Annotated in this window: 21 protein-coding genes and 1 tRNA gene; 10 read left to right on the top strand and 12 right to left on the bottom strand. The window is 61.7% G+C overall.

The genetic code is table 11. The features are described from left to right. Positions 1-175 precede the first annotated feature (175 nt). Together ACB030_RS19240 and ACB030_RS19235 are read left to right on the top strand one after the other, a co-directional pair. Complete coding sequence (locus ACB030_RS19240) at positions 176-1099, top strand: SPFH domain-containing protein (protein WP_205642436.1); 924 nt, start codon at positions 176-178, stop codon at positions 1097-1099. Then, entirely contained in the window at positions 1096-1551 is a 456-nt protein-coding gene (locus ACB030_RS19235) for an NfeD family protein (RefSeq protein ID WP_371162017.1), read from the top strand. Before ACB030_RS19240 ends, ACB030_RS19235 begins: the two co-directional genes overlap by 4 nt. A gap of 81 nt (positions 1552-1632) precedes the next feature. On the opposite strand, the gene ACB030_RS19230 is transcribed toward ACB030_RS19235, so the two are convergent. The 3 genes from ACB030_RS19230 to ACB030_RS19220 form a co-directional block, all read right to left on the bottom strand. Continuing rightward, the gene (locus ACB030_RS19230; RefSeq protein ID WP_371162015.1) at positions 1633-1854 is read right to left on the bottom strand and encodes a hypothetical protein; all 222 of its coding nucleotides are present in this window, start codon (positions 1852-1854) and stop codon (positions 1633-1635) included. A gap of 309 nt (positions 1855-2163) precedes the next feature. After that, a complete protein-coding gene (locus ACB030_RS19225) occupies positions 2164-3213 on the bottom strand; it encodes an oxidoreductase (protein WP_371162013.1) in 1050 nt (349 codons plus the stop codon). 157 nt (positions 3214-3370) lie between these two features. Next, positions 3371-4537, bottom strand: coding sequence for a multidrug effflux MFS transporter (locus ACB030_RS19220; protein ID WP_371162011.1), 1167 nt, complete (start codon positions 4535-4537; stop codon positions 3371-3373). A gap of 236 nt (positions 4538-4773) precedes the next feature. Here ACB030_RS19220 and rdgB point away from each other — a divergent pair, with 236 nt between their 5' ends. Both rdgB and hemW read left to right on the top strand, forming a co-directional pair. Then, the gene (gene rdgB / locus ACB030_RS19215; RefSeq protein ID WP_025328225.1) at positions 4774-5370 is read left to right on the top strand and encodes an RdgB/HAM1 family non-canonical purine NTP pyrophosphatase; all 597 of its coding nucleotides are present in this window, start codon (positions 4774-4776) and stop codon (positions 5368-5370) included. A 98-nt stretch (positions 5371-5468) separates the two neighbouring features. Next, on the top strand, positions 5469-6614 hold the full coding sequence (gene hemW / locus ACB030_RS19210) for a radical SAM family heme chaperone HemW (protein ID WP_371162009.1): 1146 nt from the start codon (positions 5469-5471) through the stop codon (positions 6612-6614). 225 nt (positions 6615-6839) lie between these two features. Here the strand turns inward: hemW and ACB030_RS19205 are convergent, their stop codons facing one another. The 3 genes from ACB030_RS19205 to zntR form a co-directional block, all read right to left on the bottom strand. After that, the gene (locus ACB030_RS19205) at positions 6840-7058 is read right to left on the bottom strand and encodes an alternative ribosome-rescue factor A (RefSeq protein WP_371162007.1); all 219 of its coding nucleotides are present in this window, start codon (positions 7056-7058) and stop codon (positions 6840-6842) included. 121 nt (positions 7059-7179) lie between these two features. Next, positions 7180-7728, bottom strand: coding sequence for a dihydrofolate reductase family protein (locus ACB030_RS19200; RefSeq protein WP_371162005.1), 549 nt, complete (start codon positions 7726-7728; stop codon positions 7180-7182). Then, positions 7718-8155 (bottom strand): Zn(2+)-responsive transcriptional regulator, encoded by a 438-nt coding sequence (gene zntR, locus ACB030_RS19195; RefSeq protein ID WP_202047191.1) that lies wholly within the window; start codon positions 8153-8155, stop codon positions 7718-7720. Before zntR ends, ACB030_RS19200 begins: the two co-directional genes overlap by 11 nt. Positions 8156-8590: 435 nt before the next feature. On the opposite strand from zntR, the gene purH reads away from it, so the two are divergent. The 5 genes from purH to ACB030_RS19170 all read left to right on the top strand — a co-directional run bounded on the left by purH (position 8591) and on the right by ACB030_RS19170 (position 13785). Beyond that, the gene (gene purH / locus ACB030_RS19190) at positions 8591-10183 is read left to right on the top strand and encodes a bifunctional phosphoribosylaminoimidazolecarboxamide formyltransferase/IMP cyclohydrolase (RefSeq protein WP_265435110.1); all 1593 of its coding nucleotides are present in this window, start codon (positions 8591-8593) and stop codon (positions 10181-10183) included. Positions 10184-10285: 102 nt separating this feature from the next. After that, positions 10286-11575: a phosphoribosylamine--glycine ligase gene (gene purD, locus ACB030_RS19185; RefSeq protein WP_371162002.1), complete on the top strand. Its 1290-nt coding sequence runs from the start codon at positions 10286-10288 to the stop codon at positions 11573-11575. Between the two features lie 358 nt (positions 11576-11933). Continuing rightward, positions 11934-12308: a cytochrome b562 gene (locus ACB030_RS19180; RefSeq protein WP_371162000.1), complete on the top strand. Its 375-nt coding sequence runs from the start codon at positions 11934-11936 to the stop codon at positions 12306-12308. Continuing rightward, the gene (locus ACB030_RS19175; protein WP_371161998.1) at positions 12289-12843 is read left to right on the top strand and encodes a cytochrome b/b6 domain-containing protein; all 555 of its coding nucleotides are present in this window, start codon (positions 12289-12291) and stop codon (positions 12841-12843) included. Before ACB030_RS19180 ends, ACB030_RS19175 begins: the two co-directional genes overlap by 20 nt. Before the next feature lie 471 nt (positions 12844-13314). Then, positions 13315-13785 (top strand): tetratricopeptide repeat protein, encoded by a 471-nt coding sequence (locus ACB030_RS19170; protein WP_371161996.1) that lies wholly within the window; start codon positions 13315-13317, stop codon positions 13783-13785. Between the two features lie 48 nt (positions 13786-13833). On the opposite strand, the gene ACB030_RS19165 is transcribed toward ACB030_RS19170, so the two are convergent. The 5 genes from ACB030_RS19165 to rpsU all read right to left on the bottom strand — a co-directional run bounded on the left by ACB030_RS19165 (position 13834) and on the right by rpsU (position 18718). After that, positions 13834-13910: transfer RNA gene (locus ACB030_RS19165), tRNA-Ile, on the bottom strand. Between the two features lie 178 nt (positions 13911-14088). Next, positions 14089-15984 carry an RNA polymerase sigma factor RpoD gene (gene rpoD, locus ACB030_RS19160; protein ID WP_289976629.1) on the bottom strand — a complete coding sequence of 632 codons (1896 nt, stop codon included), beginning with the start codon at positions 15982-15984 and terminating at the stop codon, positions 14089-14091. A 183-nt stretch (positions 15985-16167) separates the two neighbouring features. Next, positions 16168-17955, bottom strand: a complete 1788-nt coding sequence (gene dnaG, locus ACB030_RS19155) for a DNA primase (protein ID WP_371161994.1) — start codon at positions 17953-17955, stop codon at positions 16168-16170. Positions 17956-18043: 88 nt separating this feature from the next. Further along, the gene (locus tag ACB030_RS19150) at positions 18044-18487 is read right to left on the bottom strand and encodes a GatB/YqeY domain-containing protein (RefSeq protein ID WP_202047197.1); all 444 of its coding nucleotides are present in this window, start codon (positions 18485-18487) and stop codon (positions 18044-18046) included. A gap of 15 nt (positions 18488-18502) precedes the next feature. Then, positions 18503-18718: a 30S ribosomal protein S21 gene (rpsU, locus tag ACB030_RS19145; protein WP_005309452.1), complete on the bottom strand. Its 216-nt coding sequence runs from the start codon at positions 18716-18718 to the stop codon at positions 18503-18505. Positions 18719-18897: 179 nt separating this feature from the next. Between rpsU and tsaD the strand changes: the two genes are divergently transcribed. Next, on the top strand, positions 18898-19911 hold the full coding sequence (gene tsaD / locus ACB030_RS19140; protein WP_371161992.1) for a tRNA (adenosine(37)-N6)-threonylcarbamoyltransferase complex transferase subunit TsaD: 1014 nt from the start codon (positions 18898-18900) through the stop codon (positions 19909-19911). A 50-nt stretch (positions 19912-19961) separates the two neighbouring features. On the opposite strand, the gene ACB030_RS19135 is transcribed toward tsaD, so the two are convergent. Beyond that, a partial coding sequence (locus ACB030_RS19135) for an IS4 family transposase (RefSeq protein ID WP_371161990.1) occupies positions 19962-20583 on the bottom strand: 622 nt, incomplete at its 5' end.

The raw sequence follows: 20583 nt of genomic DNA, 5'->3' as shown, positions 1-20583 counted from the left end.
ACGACATCTGGGGCGACTATAGGCAGGAGTCCTTATCCCTCAAAATAATAAAAAATGCTCTTTAATGCGTTTTAGTAATTAGTAAAGCCGTGCCGTGGCAAAGGGGAGCGAATGTCCTTGTGGCGGTTCGCACCAGACTCTAGGCTAGTGAAAGTGTTTCATAAGGAGCTTTACCATGAATGAGTCATTGATTGTGCTGGGGATCTTCGTGTTCCTGGTGCTGGCCACCCTGAGCGCGGGCATCAAGATAGTGCCACAGGGTTTCAACTGGACCGTGGAGCGCTTCGGCCGCTACACCCGTACCCTGACCCCGGGCCTCAACCTGCTGATCCCCTATGTGGACAGAGTCGGCCACAAGATCATCATGATGGAGCAGGTGCTGGACATCCCGGCCCAGGAGGTGATCTCCCGGGACAACGCCAACGTCACCATAGACGCCATCAGCTTCGTGCAGGTGGTGGATGCCCGCAAAGGGGCCTATGAGGTCAACGATCTCACCAGTGCCATCCGCAATCTCACCATGACCAACATGCGGACAGTGCTCGGCGCCATGGAGCTGGACGAGATGCTCTCCCAGCGCGACACCATCAACGAGAAGCTGCTGCGCACCATGGATGCTGCCACAGCCCCCTGGGGCATCAAGGTGACCCGGATCGAGATCAAGGATGTGCGCCCGCCGCTCGCCCTGGTGGAAGCCATGAATGCCCAGATGAAGGCCGAACGCCAGAAACGGGCCGAGGTGCTGGAGGCCGAAGGGGTGCGCCAGTCCAAGATCCTGAAAGCGGAAGGGGAGAAACAGTCCCAGATCCTCAAAGCCGAGGGGGAACGCCAGGCCGCCTTCCTCGCCGCCGAGGCGCGGGAGCGGGCCGCCGAGGCGGAAGCCAAGGCGACCCATATGGTCTCAAAAGCCATAGCGGAAGGGGATATGCAGGCCATCAACTACTTCGTGGCCCAGAAATACACCGAGGCCCTGGCCCGCATAGGTGAAGGGCCCAACAGCAAGATCATCATGATGCCGCTGGAGGCAGGTAGCCTGATTGGCTCGGTGGCGGGCATGGCCGAGCTGTTCAACAAAGATGGCAAGGTCGGCAAGTCATGACAGCCCTGTTCGAGGGACTGACCCACTGGCACTGGCTGGGGCTCGGTTTCGTGCTGCTGGCCATCGAGGTGCTGGGGTCGGTGGGATTTCTGCTCTGGACCGGCATAGCCGCCCTGGAGGTGGGGATCTTGCTGCTGATCTGGCCCTTCGGCTGGCAGGCCCAGTTGCTGCTGTTTGCGGCGCAGTCTCTGGTGACCACCTGGGCCTGGTGGCGCTGGCAGCACAAGCGCGACCGCTCGAGCCGCGATGCGGCGGCCCCCATCAACGAGCGGATGCAGAGCTATCTGGGACGGGAGCTGACCCTGCTCGATGAAGTGAGCCAGGGCACCAGCCGGGTGCATCTGGATGACACCGTCTGGACGGTGCGCTGCCCTGTGCCGCTGCCGGCGGGCAGCCGGGTCAAAGTGGTGGGGGCCGACTCCCACATTCTTTTGGTGGAGCCGCTGCCCTGAGCGGGGAGCGATTGCCCACAGTGGCCATAAAAAAAACGGGCCCGGCGTTAACGCCGGGCCCGTTTTTTATGAGGTGCAGGCTTAGTTGGCCTTGGCATCGCTCACAGCAGCTTCTGCCTTGGTGGCCACGTCAGCAGCAGCTTTCTCGACGGTAGCAGACGCTTCGGAAGCGGCCTTCTCTACGGTAGAGGCAGCTTCGCTAACAGTTGCAGCAACGTCGGCGGCCGGAGCGGCGGCTTCTTCTTTCTGACCACAGGCGGTCAACATCAGACCCAGGATACCGGCTACCAGTACTTTGTTCATGTGCATACCCTCAAAAAAAGATGGAGAGATGGTGTCAATAACCATCACTGTGCGTCTTCGCTCCCGGTCAAACAGCGAGCCACCGGGAGTCAGGAGGCGCGCGAAATATATCCCCATATGCGGCCAATGAAAACGCGTATCACAATGATATTTTCTCGTTGGCTAGATAAAAAGAACTACTGCAACGACAAATATTAATACAATACGCCTTTATTGACGCGCTACTGCACAATTAAACACCAACAAGAGGACGATTGTCAGTCAATCATTGCCATCTCGGCAGCCGTCACCGGTATCGTGAACGTGCCCTCAGTCAGACAGCTTCTGACAGCTCAGCCGCCGCCCCTGGCTGTCGCTCTCTCTGGCCAGATCCAGCAGTGCCATCACCGCCAGGGCCTCCACCGCGGGCACCGGATTGCCGGCCTCCCCCCTGATGGCGGCGCAGACACCGCGGTAGTAGGCGCCGTAATCCCCGGCCTCCCCGCTCACCGCCTGCACCAGGGATTGCCCCTCCACCATGCGGCTGAGCTGGCCGGGTTCGGGATCCTGGCCCCAGTTCGCCGCAGGCGGGCGCAGGCCGAGCTTGAGCTGCTCCTCCTGCACATCCATGCCGAACTTGATGAAGGATCCTTCGCTGCCGTGGATGACGAAACGCGGCATGGTGGCAGAGACCAGGCAGCTGCCGTGCAGCACGACCCTCATTTCGCCATAGCCCAGTACCACGTGGAAGTAGTCATCGCTCAGCGCACCCGGACGCTGGGCGGCCAAATCCGCCTGGATCCAGTCCGGCTGGCCGAACAGCTGCAGCGACTGATCCAGGATGTGGGGGCCAAGATCGAACCAGAGCCCGGAACCCGGGCCGCCCGCCTCCCGCCAGCGCTGACGCACTTGTGGGCGGTAGCGATCGAAATGGGATTCAAACTGAGCAATCTTGCCCAGCGCCCCTTCCGCCAGCAGGCGGCGTACCGTGAGGAAGTCCCCGTCCCAGCGCCTGTTGTGGAAGATGCTGAGCAGCCGCTGCTGCTTCTCGGCCAGCTCGACCAGCGCCTCAGCTTCGGCCAGATCCAGCGCGAACGGCTTGTCGATCACCACGTGCTTGCCCGCCAGCAGGGCCTGACGGGCGATGGGGGCATGGGTATCGTTCGGGGTCGCTATCACCACCAGATCGACCGTGCTGTCGGCCAGCACCTCGTCCAGGGTGCCGACGCGGCAGCCCGGCAGCTCGGCCTGCACCTTGGCGGCATCACGGCTCACCACCCGGCGCAGGGCAAGGCCCGGGGTGCTGGTCAGGAAGGGGGCGTGGAAGGTCTGTCCTGCAAAGCCGTAACCCACCAGGGCGGCGTTGATTGTCTGACTCATGGGATTCTCCGCTGAACTGTCCAATATGATGGCACCTGGCGACGCTGCGCCCAAAAAAGAAGGGGGCCTTAAGCCCCCGTTTCGTTCATCAGAGCACAGGATTTATGGCCTGTGCAAGCGACGTTATCCATCGGCGCCGGGGCTCTGCCCCCGCGCATCAAGGCTGCAGGCAGAGGCGGCGACCCTGCCGCGTCATCAGCATCAGCAAGGGCGGCAGCAGCAGCCACATGTGCAGGGCCAGCTGGCTCAGGGGATCCGGCATCAACCAACCGGTGATCCCCACCAGGGCGCCGGAGCCGCTCATCTGGAACAGGCCGAGCAGGGCGGCCGCGGTCCCGGCGCAGTGGCCGAAGGGTGCCAGCGCCATGCCTGCAGCGGCGCCCAGTATCATGGCGAAGCCGATGCTGGAGAGAAACACAGGCCCCATCATCGCCAACGGGTGCGCCAGGTGCATGGTCAGCGTCAGCAGGATGGCCGACATCAGCAGCACCAGCAGGCCGATGCGCAGGGTGCGTCTCGGTCCCACCCTGGCGATGAAGCGCGGTGCCAGGAAGCAGGCCAGGATGTTGAGCGCCGCATTGGCGGTGAACCAGTAGCTGAAGCCGTTCATGTCCAGACCCAGCTTCACCATCAGCTGTACCGGCGCCGCCGTGACATAGGCCAGGATCACCGCCATCGCCAGCATGCAGAGCGCCGCGTTGAACAGGAAGCTCGGGGAGCGCAGCACAGGGCTGTAGCGGGACCAGCTGATGAGCGGGCCGCTGCTGCTGGTCTCCTCCGGGCGGGTCTCCGGCATGCGCCACAGCAGCCAGCTGCCTACCACAACGGCATACCCGGCCATAAACCAGAAGTTGGCCGACCAGCCCGCCTTGGCGGTGAGCCAGCCACCGAGCAGGGGCGCCAGGGCGGGAATGAAGCAGATGGCGCCGTTCAGGTAGGAGATCATCTGACCACTCTTCTTGGGGCCATAGCTGTCACGCACCACAGAGAAGGCGGCGACCGAGGTGGCACAGGCACCGAAGCCTTGCAGCACCCGCGCCAGCATCAGCTCACCGAGGCTCGCCGCAAAACCGGCGGCCAGGGCGCTCAGGCCGTAGAGCAGCACACCGCCAAGGGCGATAGGTTTGCGCCCGTAGCGATCGGCGAGCGGCCCCACCAGCAGCTGACCCAGCCCCATGCTGAACAGGAACCAGGTGATGGTGCCCTGCATCAGGGTCACTTCGGCCCCCAGCTGCTCGGCCATCTGCGGGATGGCGGGCAGATAGATGTCGATGGCCAGCGGGCTGAACAGCACCAGGAGTACAAGCAGAAGAATCAATGGCATCAGTCACCTCAAGCCCTAGGGGGAAAATCGATTGGTGCGCGAGTCTACTGACTCAGAGTAATGAATTGAAATGGTATTTAATCACTTTGGTTATTCCTATGGGGAAACATGTATTTTATCCACCTCTCAGCGCGGCCAGGGCGACCCACAACCGGTGCCGGATTGCAGGCAATTGGCGCTTTTACTAAACCCCTGCCCCGCATAGAATGCGCAGATTATTTTTGCGGAGGTGCGTGATGAACAAGCTTGTCCTGGCAACAGGGAACCAGAAAAAGGTGAAGGAATTGGCCGCCATGCTGGCCGATATGAAGATCCAGGTGATCCCACAGAGCGAGTTTGCGGTCTCCGATGCCGACGAGACCGGCACCACCTTCGTCGAGAATGCCATCATCAAGGCACGCCACGCCGCCCGCATCACAGGCCTGCCCGCCGTTGCCGACGACTCAGGCCTGGAAGTGGACCTGCTGCACGGTCGCCCCGGCGTCTACTCCGCCCGCTTTGCCGGCGCCGGTGCCAGCGACAAGGAGAACATCGACAAGCTGCTGGCCGAGCTGCAAGGCGCCCCCGACTACCTCAAGAGCGCCCGCTTCTGGTGTGTGCTGGTCTATATGCGCCACGCCGACGATCCCACCCCCATCATCTGCCAGGCGAGCTGGGAGGGGATGATCATCGACGAGCCCCGCGGTCAGCACGGCTTTGGCTATGATCCCGTGTTCTTCGTGCCGGATCACGACTGCACCTCGGCCCAGATGCCGGCGGAGCTCAAGAACCAGCTCAGCCATCGCGGCCAGGCCCTGGCCAAGCTCAAGGCGGCGCTGGCCGCGGCGCACTGAGACCCGACCGGGCGCCGGGATACGCCGGCACGCATTTCATCTACAATGGGGGCCACCCGACCGGCCCCCATTTTGATTTTTTGAATACTGGAAACACCATGCTGCAACTGCCGCCCCTCTCCCTCTATATCCATGTGCCCTGGTGCGTCCAGAAGTGCCCCTACTGCGACTTCAACTCTCACGCCCAGAAGGGGGAGCTGCCCCACCTCGAGTACGTGGCCGCCCTGCTGGAGGATCTGGATAATGATCTGCACTGGGCCCAGGGGCGCCCGCTCTCCTCCATCTTCATCGGCGGTGGTACGCCGAGTCTGCTCTCCGTGGAGGCCATGCAGGCGCTGCTGGACGGGGTGCGTGGGCGCATCGCCCTGACCCCGGACTGCGAGATCACCATGGAGGCCAACCCGGGCACGGTGGAGGCGGACAAGTTCGCCGGCTTCCAGCGAGCCGGCATCAACCGCATCTCCATCGGGGTGCAGAGCTTCCAGCAGGAAAAATTGACCCGCCTCGGCCGCATCCACGGCCCGGAAGAGGCGCGCAAGGCCGCCGAGCTGGCCCATGCCATATCGCTTCCCACCTTCAACCTGGATCTGATGCACGGCCTGCCGGATCAGAGCCTGGAGGACGCCCTCTATGATCTGCAGCAGGCCATCGACTGCGCGCCGCCGCATCTCTCCTGGTATCAGCTCACCATAGAGCCGAACACGGCGTTCGCCTCCAAGCCCCCCAAGCTGCCGGAAGACGACACCCTGTGGGACATCTACGAGCAGGGCCACGCCATGCTCACCGCCCAGGGTTATCAGCAGTACGAGATCTCGGCCTACGCCAAGGCGGGCTATCAGTGCCGCCACAACCTCAACTACTGGCGCTTTGGCGACTATCTGGGCATAGGCTGCGGCGCCCACGGCAAGGTGACGGATCTCGCGAACCAGCAGATCCTGCGCACCGCCAAGGTGAAGCACCCCAAGGGGTATCTGGACCCTGCCCGCCCCTATCTGGACAGCCAGTGGCAGGTGAGCGCGGACGATCTGCCGCTGGAGTACTTTATGAACCGCTTCCGGCTCTTCGAGCCCGCCCCCAAGGCGGAGTTCGAGGCCTATACCGGGCTGCCGCTGGAGCGGGTGGAGACCATGCTCGCTGTTGCCCAGACCAAGGAGCTTATCGAAGACCTGGGAGAGTGCTGGCAGCTGACCTCCCTCGGCCATCGCTACCTGAACGTGCTGCTCGAGCTCTTTATGGACGAATGAGGTAACCGCCTTTAACCAGATGGAACACAAGCGGGGCGCCATGAGCGCCCCGCTTGTTTTGGTTCCAGGAACCTGTTCACGGTCTGTCGCGAGAGGCTGTCAGCAAGGTGAAGAGCTGCGCAGGAACCGGAGTGTGTAAGTACACATGAGGATTGCGAGCAGCACATGAGCCTTGATCACGGCCTCGCAGCAAGATCGTGGACAGGTTCCAAAGCAGAAACCCGCTCAGCAGCAGATGCGCATCATCTGCTGTTGACCGAGCTCCCACCGCTTGCCGTGCTTGGCCTTGCGCTGGTAGCTACCCTTGCCCTTCTTGCTTGGCTCGACCCTGGCCTGGAACAGGGGGGAGGTCACCAGTGCCTTGAGGTGGTTGTCCTGGATGATGCCGCGCTGATGATCGTGGACGGGTTCAGTGGTGGCGAGGGCCACCTTCTTCTTGGCCATGCTGGCTCCTTTGCTGTGATGGTAATGGATGGCACTTTGCCGAACGAGGGGCCAAGGAGGCAGCTCAGGACGGCGAAAAAACGCACCGATTGTGCGCCTCTTGCCGTCTGCCTGCAAGGGCTCAGGCGGTAGGCTCAGGCCGGTGATAGACGACCCGCACCAGGCCGCTCGGCAGCACGGCGCTGGACACAGGGACCAGGCGCCCGGGCAGGGCTTGCGTCCACAGGGAAACGCCGGCCCCCAGGGTGACCGGCACCCAGAACAGGGTCAGCTCGTCCACCAGCGCGGCCTGCAGGCCCTGCCTCACGACCTCGCCACCGTCCAGATAGATGTGACGCGCCCCCTCCTGCCCCAGCTCCCTCAGCACCCGCGCCAGCGCCCCCTGCCGGAAAGAGACATGAGCACGGGGCGTGGCGGGCCTGTGGGTCAGCACAGTCACAGGTTTGTCGCCATAGGGCCACTCGGGGAAGCCGAGCACGGTTTCATAGCTGTTGCGCCCCATCAGCAGCAGATCGGCGCTGGCCATCAGGGCGCTGTAGCCGGTCTCCTCCTGGGAGTCGCCGCCATAGAGGGTGAGCCAGTCAAGATCCCCGCCCTCCCCCGCGATAAAACCGTCGAGGGAGAGGGCGAGGAAGGCAGAGACCCGGGGACGATGGCACTCAGTGCTCATGGTCGTGATGCTCGTGACGGGAGGGGACGCCGGACTCCAGGGTCTCCAGGATGGCGCAGTGCTCCGCCGAGCGGGGGCCACCGCAGCAGATGTCGGAGAGCGCCTTCAGGTTCTCCCGAAAGCGGGTCAGCTCCAGGATCTTCTGCTCCACCTGTTCAAGCTTGGTGTCGGCCACCGCCTTTACCTCCTGGCAGGTCACCCGCGCCTTGTTGGTGTCGAGGGCGAGCAGCTCCCCTATGTCTGCCAGGGAGAAACCCACCGACTTGGCGCGGATGATGAACTCCAGCCGCCGCCTGTCCTGCTCCCCATAGAGGCGGTAGCCAGACTCGTTGCGGATCCCCGGCGAGATGAGCCCGTTCTTCTCGTAAAAGCGCAGGGTGTCCGCCTTCACCCCGCACGCCTTGGCCAGTTCCCCGATCCGATACATAACCCTCTCCCCGACATGGCATAGCGCCCAAAATGGTACTCAATATAAACCGGCTTCCACTATCGCCCTTTTGCCCGGCGATTGCCAGCCAAAGGCGGGAAAGCAGTAGACAACCCGGGCGATCCCGGCCCTTCAGTGCCAAAACACTGAAAAGACAAACGTTTCACAAAAAATCACCAGAAAACGTTTAACACCGCACCACACAAGGCTTTGTCTCTTTAAAAAATCCACCACAGCTCACATTTTTTGTGTAGAATACGCGCCCACAAGAGAGCGTCGCGTCAAGCGGGCATTTCCTAAAACGCTTTTGCCAACCCCCGGCTCGCCGGGCGAGAGTGGTTTGCGAAATCCCCCACTTCCATTTATTTGGGGACTCTCTGTGTTGAGCCTCGCCTCCCATGGAACGGTCCCCGTTATGCTGAGGACGATAGTGTGATGGAACAAGCTCGACCCATTCGCCGTGCGCTGCTGAGTGTGTCTGACAAGACTGGCATCCTGGAATTTGCCAAGGCACTCAACGAGCGTGGTGTGGCCCTGCTCTCCACCGGTGGAACCGCCAAGCTGCTGGCCGACGCGGGCCTGCCGGTGACCGAGGTCTCCGACTACACCGGCTTCCCCGAGATGATGGACGGCCGGGTCAAGACCCTGCACCCCAAGGTGCACGGTGGCATCCTCGGCCGCCGCGACCGGGATGACGCCATCATGGCCCAGCACGCTATCTCCCCCATCGACATGGTCGTCGTCAACCTCTATCCCTTCGCCGCCACCGTGGCCAAGCCCGGTTGCACTTTGGAAGACGCCGTCGAGAACATCGACATCGGCGGCCCGACCATGGTTCGCTCCGCCGCCAAGAACCACAAGGACGTCACCATAGTCGTCAAGGCGGCCGATTACGGCCGGGTGATCGCCGAGATGGATGGCAACGGCAACAGCCTGACCCTGGCTACCCGCTTCGATCTCGCCATCGCCGCCTTCGAACACACCGCCGCCTACGACGGCATGATAGCCAACTACTTCGGCACCCTGGTCCCCTCCTACGGTGACAACAAGGAGGGCGACGCCGAGTCTCGCTTCCCGCGCACCTTCAACGCCCAGTTCATCAAGAAGCAGGACATGCGCTACGGCGAGAACAGCCACCAGGCTGCCGCCTTCTACGCCGAAGAGCAAGCCGCACCGGGCTCGGTGGCTAGCGCCATCCAGCTGCAGGGCAAGGCGCTCTCCTACAACAACATCGCCGACACAGACGCGGCGCTGGAGTGCGTGAAGGAGTTCGCCGAGCCGGCCTGCGTCATCGTCAAGCACGCCAATCCGTGCGGCGTCGCCATCGGTGAGGATCTGCTGGGTGCCTACGATCGCGCCTACCAGACCGACCCCACCTCCGCCTTTGGCGGCATCATCGCCTTCAACCGCGAGCTGGATGGTGCCACCGCGGCGGCCATCGTCGCCCGTCAGTTCGTCGAGGTGATCATCGCCCCCAGCATCAGCCAGGCGGCCCGCGAGGCGGTCGCCGCCAAGCAGAACGTGCGTCTGCTCGAATGCGGCCAGTGGACTGCCCCGGCCCAGGGCTTTGACCTCAAGCGCGTCAACGGCGGCCTGCTGGTGCAGGAGCGGGATCACGGCATGGTCACCCTGGGGGATCTGACCGTGGTCAGCCAGCGTCAGCCCACCGAGGCCGAACTCAAGGATCTGCTGTTCTGCTGGAAGGTCGCCAAGTTCGTCAAGTCCAACGCCATCGTCTACGCCAAAGACGGCCAGACCATAGGCGTGGGCGCCGGCCAGATGAGCCGGGTCTACTCCGCCAAGATCGCCGGCATCAAGGCCGAGGATGAAGGGCTGACCGTGGCGGGCTCCGTCATGGCCTCCGACGCCTTCTTCCCGTTCCGCGACGGCATAGATGCCGCCGCTGCCGCGGGCATCTCCTGCGTCATCCAGCCAGGTGGCTCCATGCGTGACAACGAGGTGATCGAGGCCGCCAACGAGCACGGCATGTGCATGGTGTTCACCAACATGCGCCATTTCCGTCACTGATGAGTCAGGGCCGCCACTGGCGGCCCTTTTGTTGTCTCTTTTCAACTGACTATTTTCAACCGCTGCCCCAAGCGGTTATCACAAATAGAAGCGAGCGATACGATGAAAGTACTGATCATTGGCAACGGCGGCCGTGAGCACGCCCTGGCCTGGAAAGCCAAGCAATCCCCCATGGTGACCCGGGTGTTCGTCGCCCCCGGCAATGCCGGCACCGCCCACGAGGGCAGCATAGAGAACGTCACCATCGAGGCGACCGACATCCAGGCCCTGCTGGCCTTCGCCAAAACCCAGCAGATCGGTCTCACCATAGTCGGGCCGGAAGCGCCCCTGGTGAAAGGGGTGGTGGATGCCTTCCGTGCCGAAGGGCTCGCCATCTTCGGCCCGACCGCCGCAGCCGCCCAGCTGGAGGGCTCCAAGGCCTTCGCCAAGGACTTCCTGGCGCGCCACGCCATCCCCACCGCCGAGTACCAGAACTTCACCGAGATGGAGCCGGCGCTGGCCTACCTGCGCGAGAAGGGTGCCCCCATCGTCATCAAGGCTGACGGTCTGGCGGCAGGCAAGGGCGTCATCGTCGCCATGACCCTCGAAGAGGCGGAAGCGGCAGTGCGCGACATGCTCTCCGGCAATGCCTTCGGCGACGCCGGTGCCCGTGTGGTGATCGAGGAGTTCCTGGACGGGGAAGAGGCGAGCTTCATCGTCATGGTGGACGGCGAGCACGTGCTGCCCATGGCCACCAGCCAGGATCACAAGCGGGTGGGCGACGGCGACACCGGCCTCAACACCGGCGGCATGGGGGCCTACTCCCCGGCGCCCGTGGTGACAGATGCGGTGCATCAAAAAGTAATGGAGCAGGTGATCATGCCGACGGTGCGCGGCATGGCGGCCGAGGGCAACGTCTACACCGGCTTCCTCTACGCCGGCCTGATGATCGATGCCGAAGGCAACCCCAAGGTGATCGAGTTCAACTGTCGCTTCGGCGACCCCGAGACCCAGCCCATCATGCTGCGCATGCGCTCCGATCTGGTGGAGCTCTGCCTGGCCGCCTGTGCCGGCAAGCTGGATCAGGTCGAAGCCATCTATGATCCCCGCGTCGCCATCGGCGTGGTGCTGGCGGCGGGCGGTTACCCCGGTGACTACCAGCAGGGCAAGCCCATCAGCGGCCTGCCGGTGGAAGAGGCAAGCGGCGAGAAGGTATTCCATGCCGGCTCCCAGCTGGCGGGAGACACCATAGTCACCGCCGGTGGCCGCGTGCTGTGCGCCACCGCGCTGGGTCACACCGTCGCCGAGGCGCAGCAACGCGCCTACCAGCTGGCGGGTCGCATTCAGTGGGACGGTGTCTTCTACCGCAAGGACATCGGCTGGCGCGCCATCGAGCGCGAGCAGGCCAAATAAAGGCCGCCTCCCCCACCGAACACAAGGGCCTGCGGGCCCTTTTTGCTGCCTGGCCACCGGGGACCGCCCTGCAGGTTTCAGACTTCCCCCCCAGCCCGGCATGGGGGTGGCAAGGCGGCATCCATCCCCTTCGCACCGCTCGCAGCCTCGGGTCCACTGCCCCGGGTTGCCGCCCTGTTTCCGCCCCCGGCTCATCCCCTTCTGACTACATATGTACAGCACAATGCACACATCTCGTCACAATTGGTCGCACTTTCCCCATACAATTGCCCCGCTTTCATGGCATCATGCTGTATGATACCGCACTCAAATGAGTGCCATAAGAACCTGCAATCTCGTCGTCTCATAAGGAAATCCCATGTTGAAAACTGTGCGTCCCTTGCTGCTGCCCCTGATGTTTGGCCTGATGACCCTGCCCGCCATGGCCGGCGATCTGGAGCAGCCGATGAAGAAGATCGGCTTCAACTACAAGCAGGCCGTCAAGGCAGATGATGCGGCCACCATGGAGAAACACATCAAGGAGATGAAGGCTCAGCTCGATGTGGCCAGGGAGAGAAACATGCCGGCTGCCAAGAAGGAGAAGTTCCTCGAGGGCATGAACAAGGTGCAGAGCGAGCTGGATGCCAGCCTGGCGGCCCTGCAGGCCGGTGATCAGGAGAAGGCCCAGACCCACCTGGCCAAGGTCAACGACCTGAAGAAGGAGTACCACCAATATGCCAAGCAGAAAGGCTGATCCCTTCCACTGGGATGGTCTGGTCCGCCTCACCCACTGGGGTGTGGCAGCGGTCTGCATCGGCAACCTCTGGCTCAACGAGGCGGGCGAGGAGTGGCATGAGTGGCTGGGCTATGGCGCCATGGCCCTGATCGGCTTGCGCCTGCTGTGGGGGCTCACCCTGGCACGGGGCCATGCCCGCCTGAGCGCCCTCGTCCCGAGCCGGGACGATTTCCGCCAGCAGGCGGTGGCGCTGCGCGAGCGCGCCCCCGCGGCGCCCGGCCATCACGGCAGCGGCAAGCTGGCGGTCTGGGCACTCTGGCTGCTGGTGCTGGCGACCGCTGGCAGCGGCTGGTTCCAGAACACCGAGACCGGCTTCGAGCTGGGGGCAGACGACTGGCACGAATGGTGTACCTGGGCGCTACAGGCCATGATAGCCCTGCACCTGTGCGCCATCGTCTACACCTCCTGGCGTCAGCGCAGCAACCTGGTGACCCGCATGCTGCCCCGCCGCCGGCGCAGGATGTCGCAGCGTCAGCGGGAGCCCCATTCCTGAAGCAGACGGGCACCACTGTGCCCGTCTTCCTTTCCCGCCGGTCCGGCCGCAAGGCCACCTCTTACTGGCGGCCGCACCGGCTTTACCCCCTCAACGACGTGACAACTCGGGGCAATATCAGTATCCCCAGTTCGGCCACAACGACTTCCACCACAGCGGTGACATCACCAACTACGGCGACACCGACAAGGACGGCGTGGCCGAGCTGGCCGGAGCCGACATACTGACCCCGATCAGCGGCCAGTACCGGGGGCGCTTCAACGACCAGACCCTGGCCTACAGCCTGAGCGCCCAGTAAGCCGCAGGGGCGTAACGCCCCTCTGATCGTCGGGCATCCCCATGGCCTCCTTCCCACAGGGCAGGAGACCTTTTCATGGGCCCGATGACACCATCACGCCTCTGCCAGTCCCCCCGTTCCCTGTTCGCCGACAGGCAGGCATACTGCCTTCACATCCCCATACAGGAGCGCATATGAAACTATTGGAAACCCTCAAGGCCGAGGGGCGGATCGAAGAAGCCCGCCAGCACGGCCTGCTGCAACTCATCGAGCACCCGCAACACGCCGAACTGCATTACGAAGTGGCCAGCCTGCACGACATGCAGGGGCGCGAGGCCCAGGCCATCCCCCTCTACCAGAAGGCCATCACGCTGGGGCTGGGTGAGGCCTCCTTGCGCGGCGCCTGGCTCGGCCTTGGCAGCTCCTATCGCTGCACCGGGCAATATACCGAGGCCCTTGCCGCCTTCGACCAGGGGCTGGCCCGCTTTCCGGACGCCGCCGAGTTCAGGGTGTTCCGTGCCATGACCAGTTACAACCTGGGGCACCACAAGGAGGGGATGGAGACGCTGCTGGCGGTGCTGGCCGAGACGACCGCAGATCCTGCCCTCGTCCCCTACAGGCGCGCCATAGCACTCTACGCCGAGGATCTCGACAGGCGCTGGTAAACGCCAGAAACGACAAAGCCGCTCATGATGAGCGGCTTTGTCTGAATGTGGTGGCCCCTGCCCGACTTGAACGGGCGACCAATCGATTATGAGTCGACTGCTCTAACCAACTGAGCTAAGGGGCCAGAATCTTGGTTTTGCGGCGTGGATTATAGGGGATGTGAGATAAGCCGTCCATAGTCAGATCAACCACTTGGCGAGTTTTTGTCCACTAATCCGCTAATCTTTTGCACCCAGGCTGCCGGATAAAACAAAGCCCCGCATGGCGGGGCTTTTGAGACAAGTTCAGGCGGTGCCTCAGGACTATTCGTCCAGGAAGCTACGCAGCACTTCCGAGCGGCTCGGGTGGCGCAGTTTGCGCAGTGCCTTGGCTTCGATCTGACGAATACGCTCACGGGTGACGTCGAACTGCTTGCCCACTTCCTCAAGGGTGTGGTCAGTGTTCATGTCGATACCGAAACGCATGCGCAGCACCTTGGCTTCGCGGGCTGTCAGGCCGGCCAGCACTTCGCGGGTGGCGTTGCGCAGGCTCTCGCTGGTGGCCGCATCTGCCGGCAGGGCGAGCGTGGTATCTTCGATGAAGTCGCCCAAGTGGGAGTCTTCATCATCACCGATGGGCGTCTCCATGGAGATGGGCTCCTTGGCGATCTTCAGTACCTTGCGGATCTTGTCTTCCGGCATGCCCATGCGCATGGCCAGCTCTTCCGGGTTCGGTTCGCGACCCATCTCCTGCAGCATCTGGCGGGAGATACGGTTGAGCTTGTTGATGGTCTCGATCATGTGCACCGGGATACGGATGGTACGGGCCTGATCCGCAATGGAGCGGGTAATGGCCTGACGGATCCACCAGGTGGCATAGGTCGAGAACTTGTAGCCACGACGGTATTCAAACTTGTCCACCGCCTTCATCAAACCTATGTTGCCCTCCTGGATCAGATCCAGGAACTGCAGACCACGGTTGGTGTACTTCTTGGCGATGGAGATAACCAGACGCAAGTTGGCCTCGACCATCTCTTTCTTCGCACGGCGGGCCTTGGCCTCACCAATGCTCATGCGACGGTTGATGTCCTTGATCTGGGCGATGGACAGACCTGTCTCTTCTTCGATCTGCTGCAGCTTGCCGATGGAACGCAGCACTTCTTCGTCCATCTCGAGCAGACGGGGAGACCAGGCCTTGCCAGCCTGCTTCTGGTATTCAAACCAGGCAGTCTCGCACTCGTTGTTGGTGAAGGCCGCGACGAAGGTCTTCTTCGGCATCTTGGCCTGCTCAACGCAGAGCTTCATGATGATGCGTTCCTGCACGCGAACCCGCTCCATCATCTCCCGCATGTTGTTGACCAGGCGATCGAACTGCTTGGGCATCAGGCGGAATTGACGGAATACATCGGCCAGCTGGGCGATGGCGGCCTGGGTGTCGTCGTGGGCGCGACCATTCTTCTGGATGGAGAGACGGGTGACTTCGTACTGGGCACGCAGCTCGCCGAACTTCTCGCGGGCGACTTCCGGATCCGGACCACCGTCCCCGTCGTCGTCGGAGCTGTCGCCGTCTTCGTCTTCATCCTCGTCTTCATCTTCGTCTTCGTCAGCGAGATCGTCTTCACTGAGTTCGGAGCCGATGTGAGTAGCGGTAGGCGCCACGTCGTCCGCTTCGTTCGGATCGATAAAGCCGGAGATGATGTCGGACAGACGCAGTTGCTCGGCTTCGTACTTGTCGTACTGTTCGAGCAGGTAAGTGATGGCTTCAGGGTACTCGGCAACGGAGCTTTGTACCTGGTTGATACCGTCTTCGATCCGCTTGGCGATGTCGATTTCGCCTTCACGGGTCAGCAGTTCGACGGTACCCATTTCCCGCATGTACATGCGGACGGGATCGGTCGTGCGACCAATCTCAGATTCAACAGATGCCAGAGCCTGGGCCGCTGCTTCGGCAGCGTCCTCATCGGCGGTACCACCTTCGGCCATGATCAGATCATCGGCGTCTGGGGCGTTTTCCACTACCTGGATACCCATATCGTTGATCATCTGGATGATGTCTTCGATCTGGTCAGAGTCGACAATGTCTTGCGGGAGGTGATCGTTCACCTCGGCATAGGTCAGGTAGCCCTGTTCTTTACCTTTGGCAACGAGGAGTTTAAGCTGAGACTGCGGGGTTTGCTCCATAGAACTCATCCGGTTGGTGTTGCTAGGTTGCGCGTACAGTGCGCTGCTGCGCAAATAGCCAATTCTAATAGAAAACCGCCAGACATGCTATGTCTGGTTGCGGCGTCGGTCATGAGAAACCCCTGCCCGCAGTATTGTCGGGGCCAGGCGGTTATAAAATGTTTGCTTTTAATCCCGTCGATTCGGGCAACGGTATTCATATTGGGGCCAATCACTCAAATATCAAGCCCCGCTCTCATTTCTTTTCTCAATCTGTACCTCTCTGATCAGCATCATCAGCTCCTGTGTTTCCTCAGAGCTTAGCCCTTCCTGAGCCACCTTTGCCTGTAATTCTTCGATTCGTTGCTTCAGAAACTGGTTGATGAAACCGACGAAGGTATCCTGCAATTCTCCCAGAATATCCGGCTCCTGGTCGAGCTTGATCTCTTCAAACAGGTCGTGCATGGCCAGCTGAGCCAGAATTTCCCCCTCCTTGGTGCCGCGCCAGTGCTCCAGCAAGATGCCAGTGGTAATCCCTGGCTGAGTCAGGATCTGCTGATGCAGCTGCAACAGGAACTTGATGCCCTGTACGCGCAGCCCGGCCAGTTCTGGCATGGCCGGCAGTTCGGCCGTTACCGATGGGTACTGGATCATTAAAGCCAGTGCACGGCGCAGAGGCGTTAACTTGGTGGCCTTGGGTTTGTTGACCTCCCCCTTGGGTTGGCTATTGCGGGCAAACAGCTCGGCGATCCGCTGCTTGTTCTCCCCCCAACGCATCATGCTGGATAGCCGGGTGATCAACCCTTCGCGGGTAAACCCTTCCGGTACACGGCGAATAAGCTCAGCGGCCTTGTTGGCCACTTCAAACTTGCCCGCCTCGCCAGAAAGGGCGGCATCACGCCCGAGACGCTCGAACATGAAATCGGCGAAGGGCTGAGCATCGTCCAGCAAGGCCTCAAACCCCTCCTTGCCGATCTGGCGGACCAGAGAATCGGGATCCTCCCCATCGGGCAGGAACACGAACTTCAGTTCGCGCCCGTCCTGCAGATGGGAGAGGGCATTATCCAGCGCCCGCCAGGCCGCTTCACGACCGGCGTTGTCGCCATCGTAACAGCAGACCACCTCGGCCGTGGTGCGAAACAGGGTGTGGATATGGTCGCTGGTGGTGGCGGTGCCCAGCGCGGCAACCGCATAGTCGATGTCGTACTGACCGAGCGCTACCACGTCCATGTAGCCTTCCACCACCAGGATCCGGCGAGGATCCTTATGTGCCTGCTTCACCTCGTAAAGGCCGAACAGTTCACGCCCCTTGTGGAAGATGGGGGTTTCCGGGGAGTTGAGGTACTTGGGAGTGCCGTCACCCAGCACCCGGCCACCGAAGCCGATGACCCGACCCCGCTTGTCGCGGATGGGGAACATGATGCGATCACGGAAGCGATCATAGCTGCCAGGGCCGCTGTCTCGGGGGATCAACATGCCGCCGGAGATAAGCAACTGCTCGTGATCCCGGCTGGCCCCGAAACGGCGCCTCACCTGATCCCAGTCTCCCGGGGCATAACCTATGTTGAAGCGCTTGACCACTTCCCCGGTCAGGCCACGCCCTTTGAGGTACTCCACCGCATGGGGAGCGCTCTTCAGGTTGCTTTCGTAGAAGCGGGCGATCTGGTTCATCAGCTCAAAGAGATCCTTGCTGACGGCGGGTTGGGCACTGCCAGAACCGCCCAGGCTCTGCTCGCGAGGCACCTGCATGCCCTGCATGCTGGCGAGCTCTTCGATGGCGTCCGGGAATTCGAGTCCGTCGTACTCCATGACAAAGCCGATGGCATTGCCGTGAGCACCGCAACCGAAGCAGTGGTAGAACTGCTTCTCCTGACTGACGGTGAAAGAGGGGCTTTTTTCGTTATGAAAAGGACAACAAGCCTGATAGTTCTTGCCAGCCTTCTTCAGCCGCACTCGCGAGTCGATCAGCTCGACTATGTCTGTGCGTACGAGCAGATCATCGATAAAGGATTGTGGGATCCTGCCTGCCATAACCGTCCTGTTTCACTGCAGAGAAAATAAAAAAGCCGCGCATTCACAGGGAAGCACGGCTTCTTTCGACTAACAAGAGAAATGCCTGTTACGCCAAGCGGGTTTTCACCTGAGCACTGACGGCGCCGACATCGGCACGCCCCTGAATTTTCGGCTTCAAGACAGCCATGACTTTCCCCATGTCCGCCATGACGGCAGCCCCACTTTCGGTGATGGCTTGCTCGATCAACACGGCAATTTCCTCTGCGGTCAGCTGTTGCGGCAGGAATTCCTGCAGCACCAGGATCTCGGCGGACTCTTTGTCGGCAAGATCCTGACGACCGGCAGCTTCAAATTGGCTGATGGAATCACGGCGCTGTTTGACCATCTTGGTCACGACAGCGAGGATATCCTCATCATTGAGCTCGACACGGGTATCGACTTCACGCTGCTTGATTTCTGCCATCAACAAACGGATCGCTCCCAAGCGAGCCTTGTCTTTGGCCAGCATGGCGAGTTTTTGTTGATCCTTGAGTCGATCCTTCAGAGACACGGCATCATCCCCCGATTAGTACAGGCGGATACGACGTGCGTTTTCGCGGGACAGCTTCTTGGCGTGACGCTTGACGGCAGACGCTTTGGCACGCTTGCGAATGGTAGTCGGCTTCTCGTAGAACTCACGGCTACGAACTTCAGACAGGATACCGGCCTTTTCGCAAGAACGCTTGAAGCGACGCAGAGCAACGTCAAACGGCTCATTTTCACGGACTTTGATTACTGGCATGTGCCTTTCACCTCAGTGATATATGGTTAGCTGACCTTCAATCGATCAGCATGTCTTAAAATGGTGCGAAATTATACTCTGGACAGGGAATGAAAGTAAACCCGCAGAGATCGCTCTGGTTTAAAAAACCCGCGAAGGTTACCATAGCCGTCTCATTTTAGCAGTGAAATTTTTTAGCAATGCGTGTATTGGGCATAGAGACATCCTGTGACGAAACCGGGATCGCGATCTTCGACGATCAAAAAGGGATCCTTTCCCACCAGTTGTACAGCCAGGTCAAGCTGCATGCGGACTACGGTGGCGTCGTCCCCGAGCTCGCCAGCCGGGATCACGTCCGCAAGACGATCCCCTTGATCCAGGCCGCATTGCAAGAGGCGGGACTGGGTAAAGATGACATCGACGGCATCGCCTACACTGCGGGACCGGGTCTGGTTGGCGCCATCCTGGTGGGGGCGACCATAGGCCGCTCCCTCGCCATGGCCTGGGGTAAACCCGCCGTGGCGGTGCACCATATGGAGGGCCACCTGCTGGCCCCCATGCTGGAGGAGCGGGCACCCGAGTTCCCCTTCGTGGCGCTGCTGGTCTCCGGCGGTCACTCCATGCTGGTGCGGGTCGACGGCATCGGCAGTTATCAGCTGCTGGGAGAATCCATCGACGATGCCGCCGGCGAGGCCTTCGACAAGACAGCCAAGCTGATGGGGCTGGACTACCCGGGCGGTCCCCTGCTCTCCCGTCTGGCCGAGAAAGGTACCACGGGACGCTTCACCTTCCCCCGCCCCATGACCGACAGACCCGGGCTCGACATGAGCTTCTCCGGCCTCAAGACCTTTGCCGCCAACACCATAGCCGCCAACGGTGACGATGAGCAGACTCGTGCCGACATCGCCCGGGCGTTTGAGGATGCGGTGGTCGACACCCTGGCCATCAAGTGCCGCCGCGCCTTGAAAGAGACCGGGCTCAAGCGCCTGGTGGTGGCCGGGGGCGTCAGCGCCAACCGTCATCTGCGCGCCCAGCTGGCCGAGCTGATGGAGAACCTCAAGGGCGAGGTGTTCTATCCGCGTACCGAGTATTGCACCGACAACGGCGCCATGATCGCCTATGCCGGCATGCAACGCCTCAAGGCAGGCGTGTTCGAGCCGCTGGTCGTCAAGGCGGTGCCGCGCTGGCCGCTGGATACCCTGGATCCCGTGTGATCCCAAGGATCCTCTCGCAATGAAAAAGGGGCCTCTGGCCTGTCTCTTGATCACAACTGTTGATGCGCAAGAGACAGCGCCAGTTCATAGCCTTCAAGGAGGGTCTCTAACCTAAACCAGCCCTCCCATAACACCGCTATCGAGGCTCGCCCCGTGCGCTTGGTGTCCTTCCAGCCCCCCAGTATCGCGAGGCTCTTGTACGCCCACGCCATATCGGGGGCTTCATCCGGCAGGGCCCTCTTCTCCATCTTCAACCACAGCAACTTCCAGCTCTTCGTGCCCAGCAGTGCTTCGCAGCTTTCTCCCTGCGCGGCAGGCTCCTCTTTGATAAATCGCAACTGCAGCAGCCGCACCGCGATAAAGGCCAGGATGACGCTCATTCTCGTCAGGTTCTCCCGGCTCTGCATCCTCAACGCCTCGACCCGCGTGCCCGCACTCTTCCAGACCTTGTGATAATCCTCGATGAGCCAGCGCCGCTCGTAGTAGCTGATGATCTCGCTGGCCTGCCCGGCGCAGGTCACCGCTTCACTGGTCAGCAGGTGCCACTCCAGCCGGTCGGCTGCATCGCTCTGCTCGATGCATCCCACGTAGTAGAGCGGAATATCCGGCTCGCTACGCTTGTTGGCCGGGGCCTTCAGGGTGACCCTGGCAAACTTGATGTCGAGCACGGCC

The organism is Aeromonas sp. S16(2024) (genome assembly GCF_041403065.1).
In the GTDB taxonomy this organism is placed as follows: domain Bacteria; phylum Pseudomonadota; class Gammaproteobacteria; order Enterobacterales; family Aeromonadaceae; genus Aeromonas.
This window is presented reverse-complemented; position numbering and strand designations above follow the sequence as displayed.

Excerpts from the sequence above, each read along its gene's own strand:
- ACB030_RS19205 (WP_371162007.1), bottom strand. The coding sequence starts at position 7,058 with ATGGCCAAGAAGAAGGTGGCCCTCGCCACCACTGAACCCGTCCACGAT.
- dnaG (WP_371161994.1), bottom strand. The coding sequence starts at position 17,955 with ATGGCAGGCAGGATCCCACAATCCTTTATCGATGATCTGCTCGTACGC.
- tsaD (WP_371161992.1), top strand. The coding sequence starts at position 18,898 with ATGCGTGTATTGGGCATAGAGACATCCTGTGACGAAACCGGGATCGCG.
- purD (WP_371162002.1), top strand. The coding sequence starts at position 10,286 with ATGAAAGTACTGATCATTGGCAACGGCGGCCGTGAGCACGCCCTGGCC.
- purH (WP_265435110.1), top strand. The coding sequence starts at position 8,591 with ATGGAACAAGCTCGACCCATTCGCCGTGCGCTGCTGAGTGTGTCTGAC.
- rpsU (WP_005309452.1), bottom strand. The coding sequence starts at position 18,718 with ATGCCAGTAATCAAAGTCCGTGAAAATGAGCCGTTTGACGTTGCTCTG.
- ACB030_RS19180 (WP_371162000.1), top strand. The coding sequence starts at position 11,934 with ATGTTGAAAACTGTGCGTCCCTTGCTGCTGCCCCTGATGTTTGGCCTG.
- ACB030_RS19240 (WP_205642436.1), top strand. The coding sequence starts at position 176 with ATGAATGAGTCATTGATTGTGCTGGGGATCTTCGTGTTCCTGGTGCTG.
- hemW (WP_371162009.1), top strand. The coding sequence starts at position 5,469 with ATGCTGCAACTGCCGCCCCTCTCCCTCTATATCCATGTGCCCTGGTGC.
- ACB030_RS19235 (WP_371162017.1), top strand. The coding sequence starts at position 1,096 with ATGACAGCCCTGTTCGAGGGACTGACCCACTGGCACTGGCTGGGGCTC.
- ACB030_RS19175 (WP_371161998.1), top strand. The coding sequence starts at position 12,289 with ATGCCAAGCAGAAAGGCTGATCCCTTCCACTGGGATGGTCTGGTCCGC.
- zntR (WP_202047191.1), bottom strand. The coding sequence starts at position 8,155 with ATGTATCGGATCGGGGAACTGGCCAAGGCGTGCGGGGTGAAGGCGGAC.
- rdgB (WP_025328225.1), top strand. The coding sequence starts at position 4,774 with ATGAACAAGCTTGTCCTGGCAACAGGGAACCAGAAAAAGGTGAAGGAA.
- ACB030_RS19220 (WP_371162011.1), bottom strand. The coding sequence starts at position 4,537 with ATGCCATTGATTCTTCTGCTTGTACTCCTGGTGCTGTTCAGCCCGCTG.
- ACB030_RS19200 (WP_371162005.1), bottom strand. The coding sequence starts at position 7,728 with ATGAGCACTGAGTGCCATCGTCCCCGGGTCTCTGCCTTCCTCGCCCTC.
- ACB030_RS19225 (WP_371162013.1), bottom strand. The coding sequence starts at position 3,213 with ATGAGTCAGACAATCAACGCCGCCCTGGTGGGTTACGGCTTTGCAGGA.
- ACB030_RS19170 (WP_371161996.1), top strand. The coding sequence starts at position 13,315 with ATGAAACTATTGGAAACCCTCAAGGCCGAGGGGCGGATCGAAGAAGCC.
- ACB030_RS19230 (WP_371162015.1), bottom strand. The coding sequence starts at position 1,854 with ATGAACAAAGTACTGGTAGCCGGTATCCTGGGTCTGATGTTGACCGCC.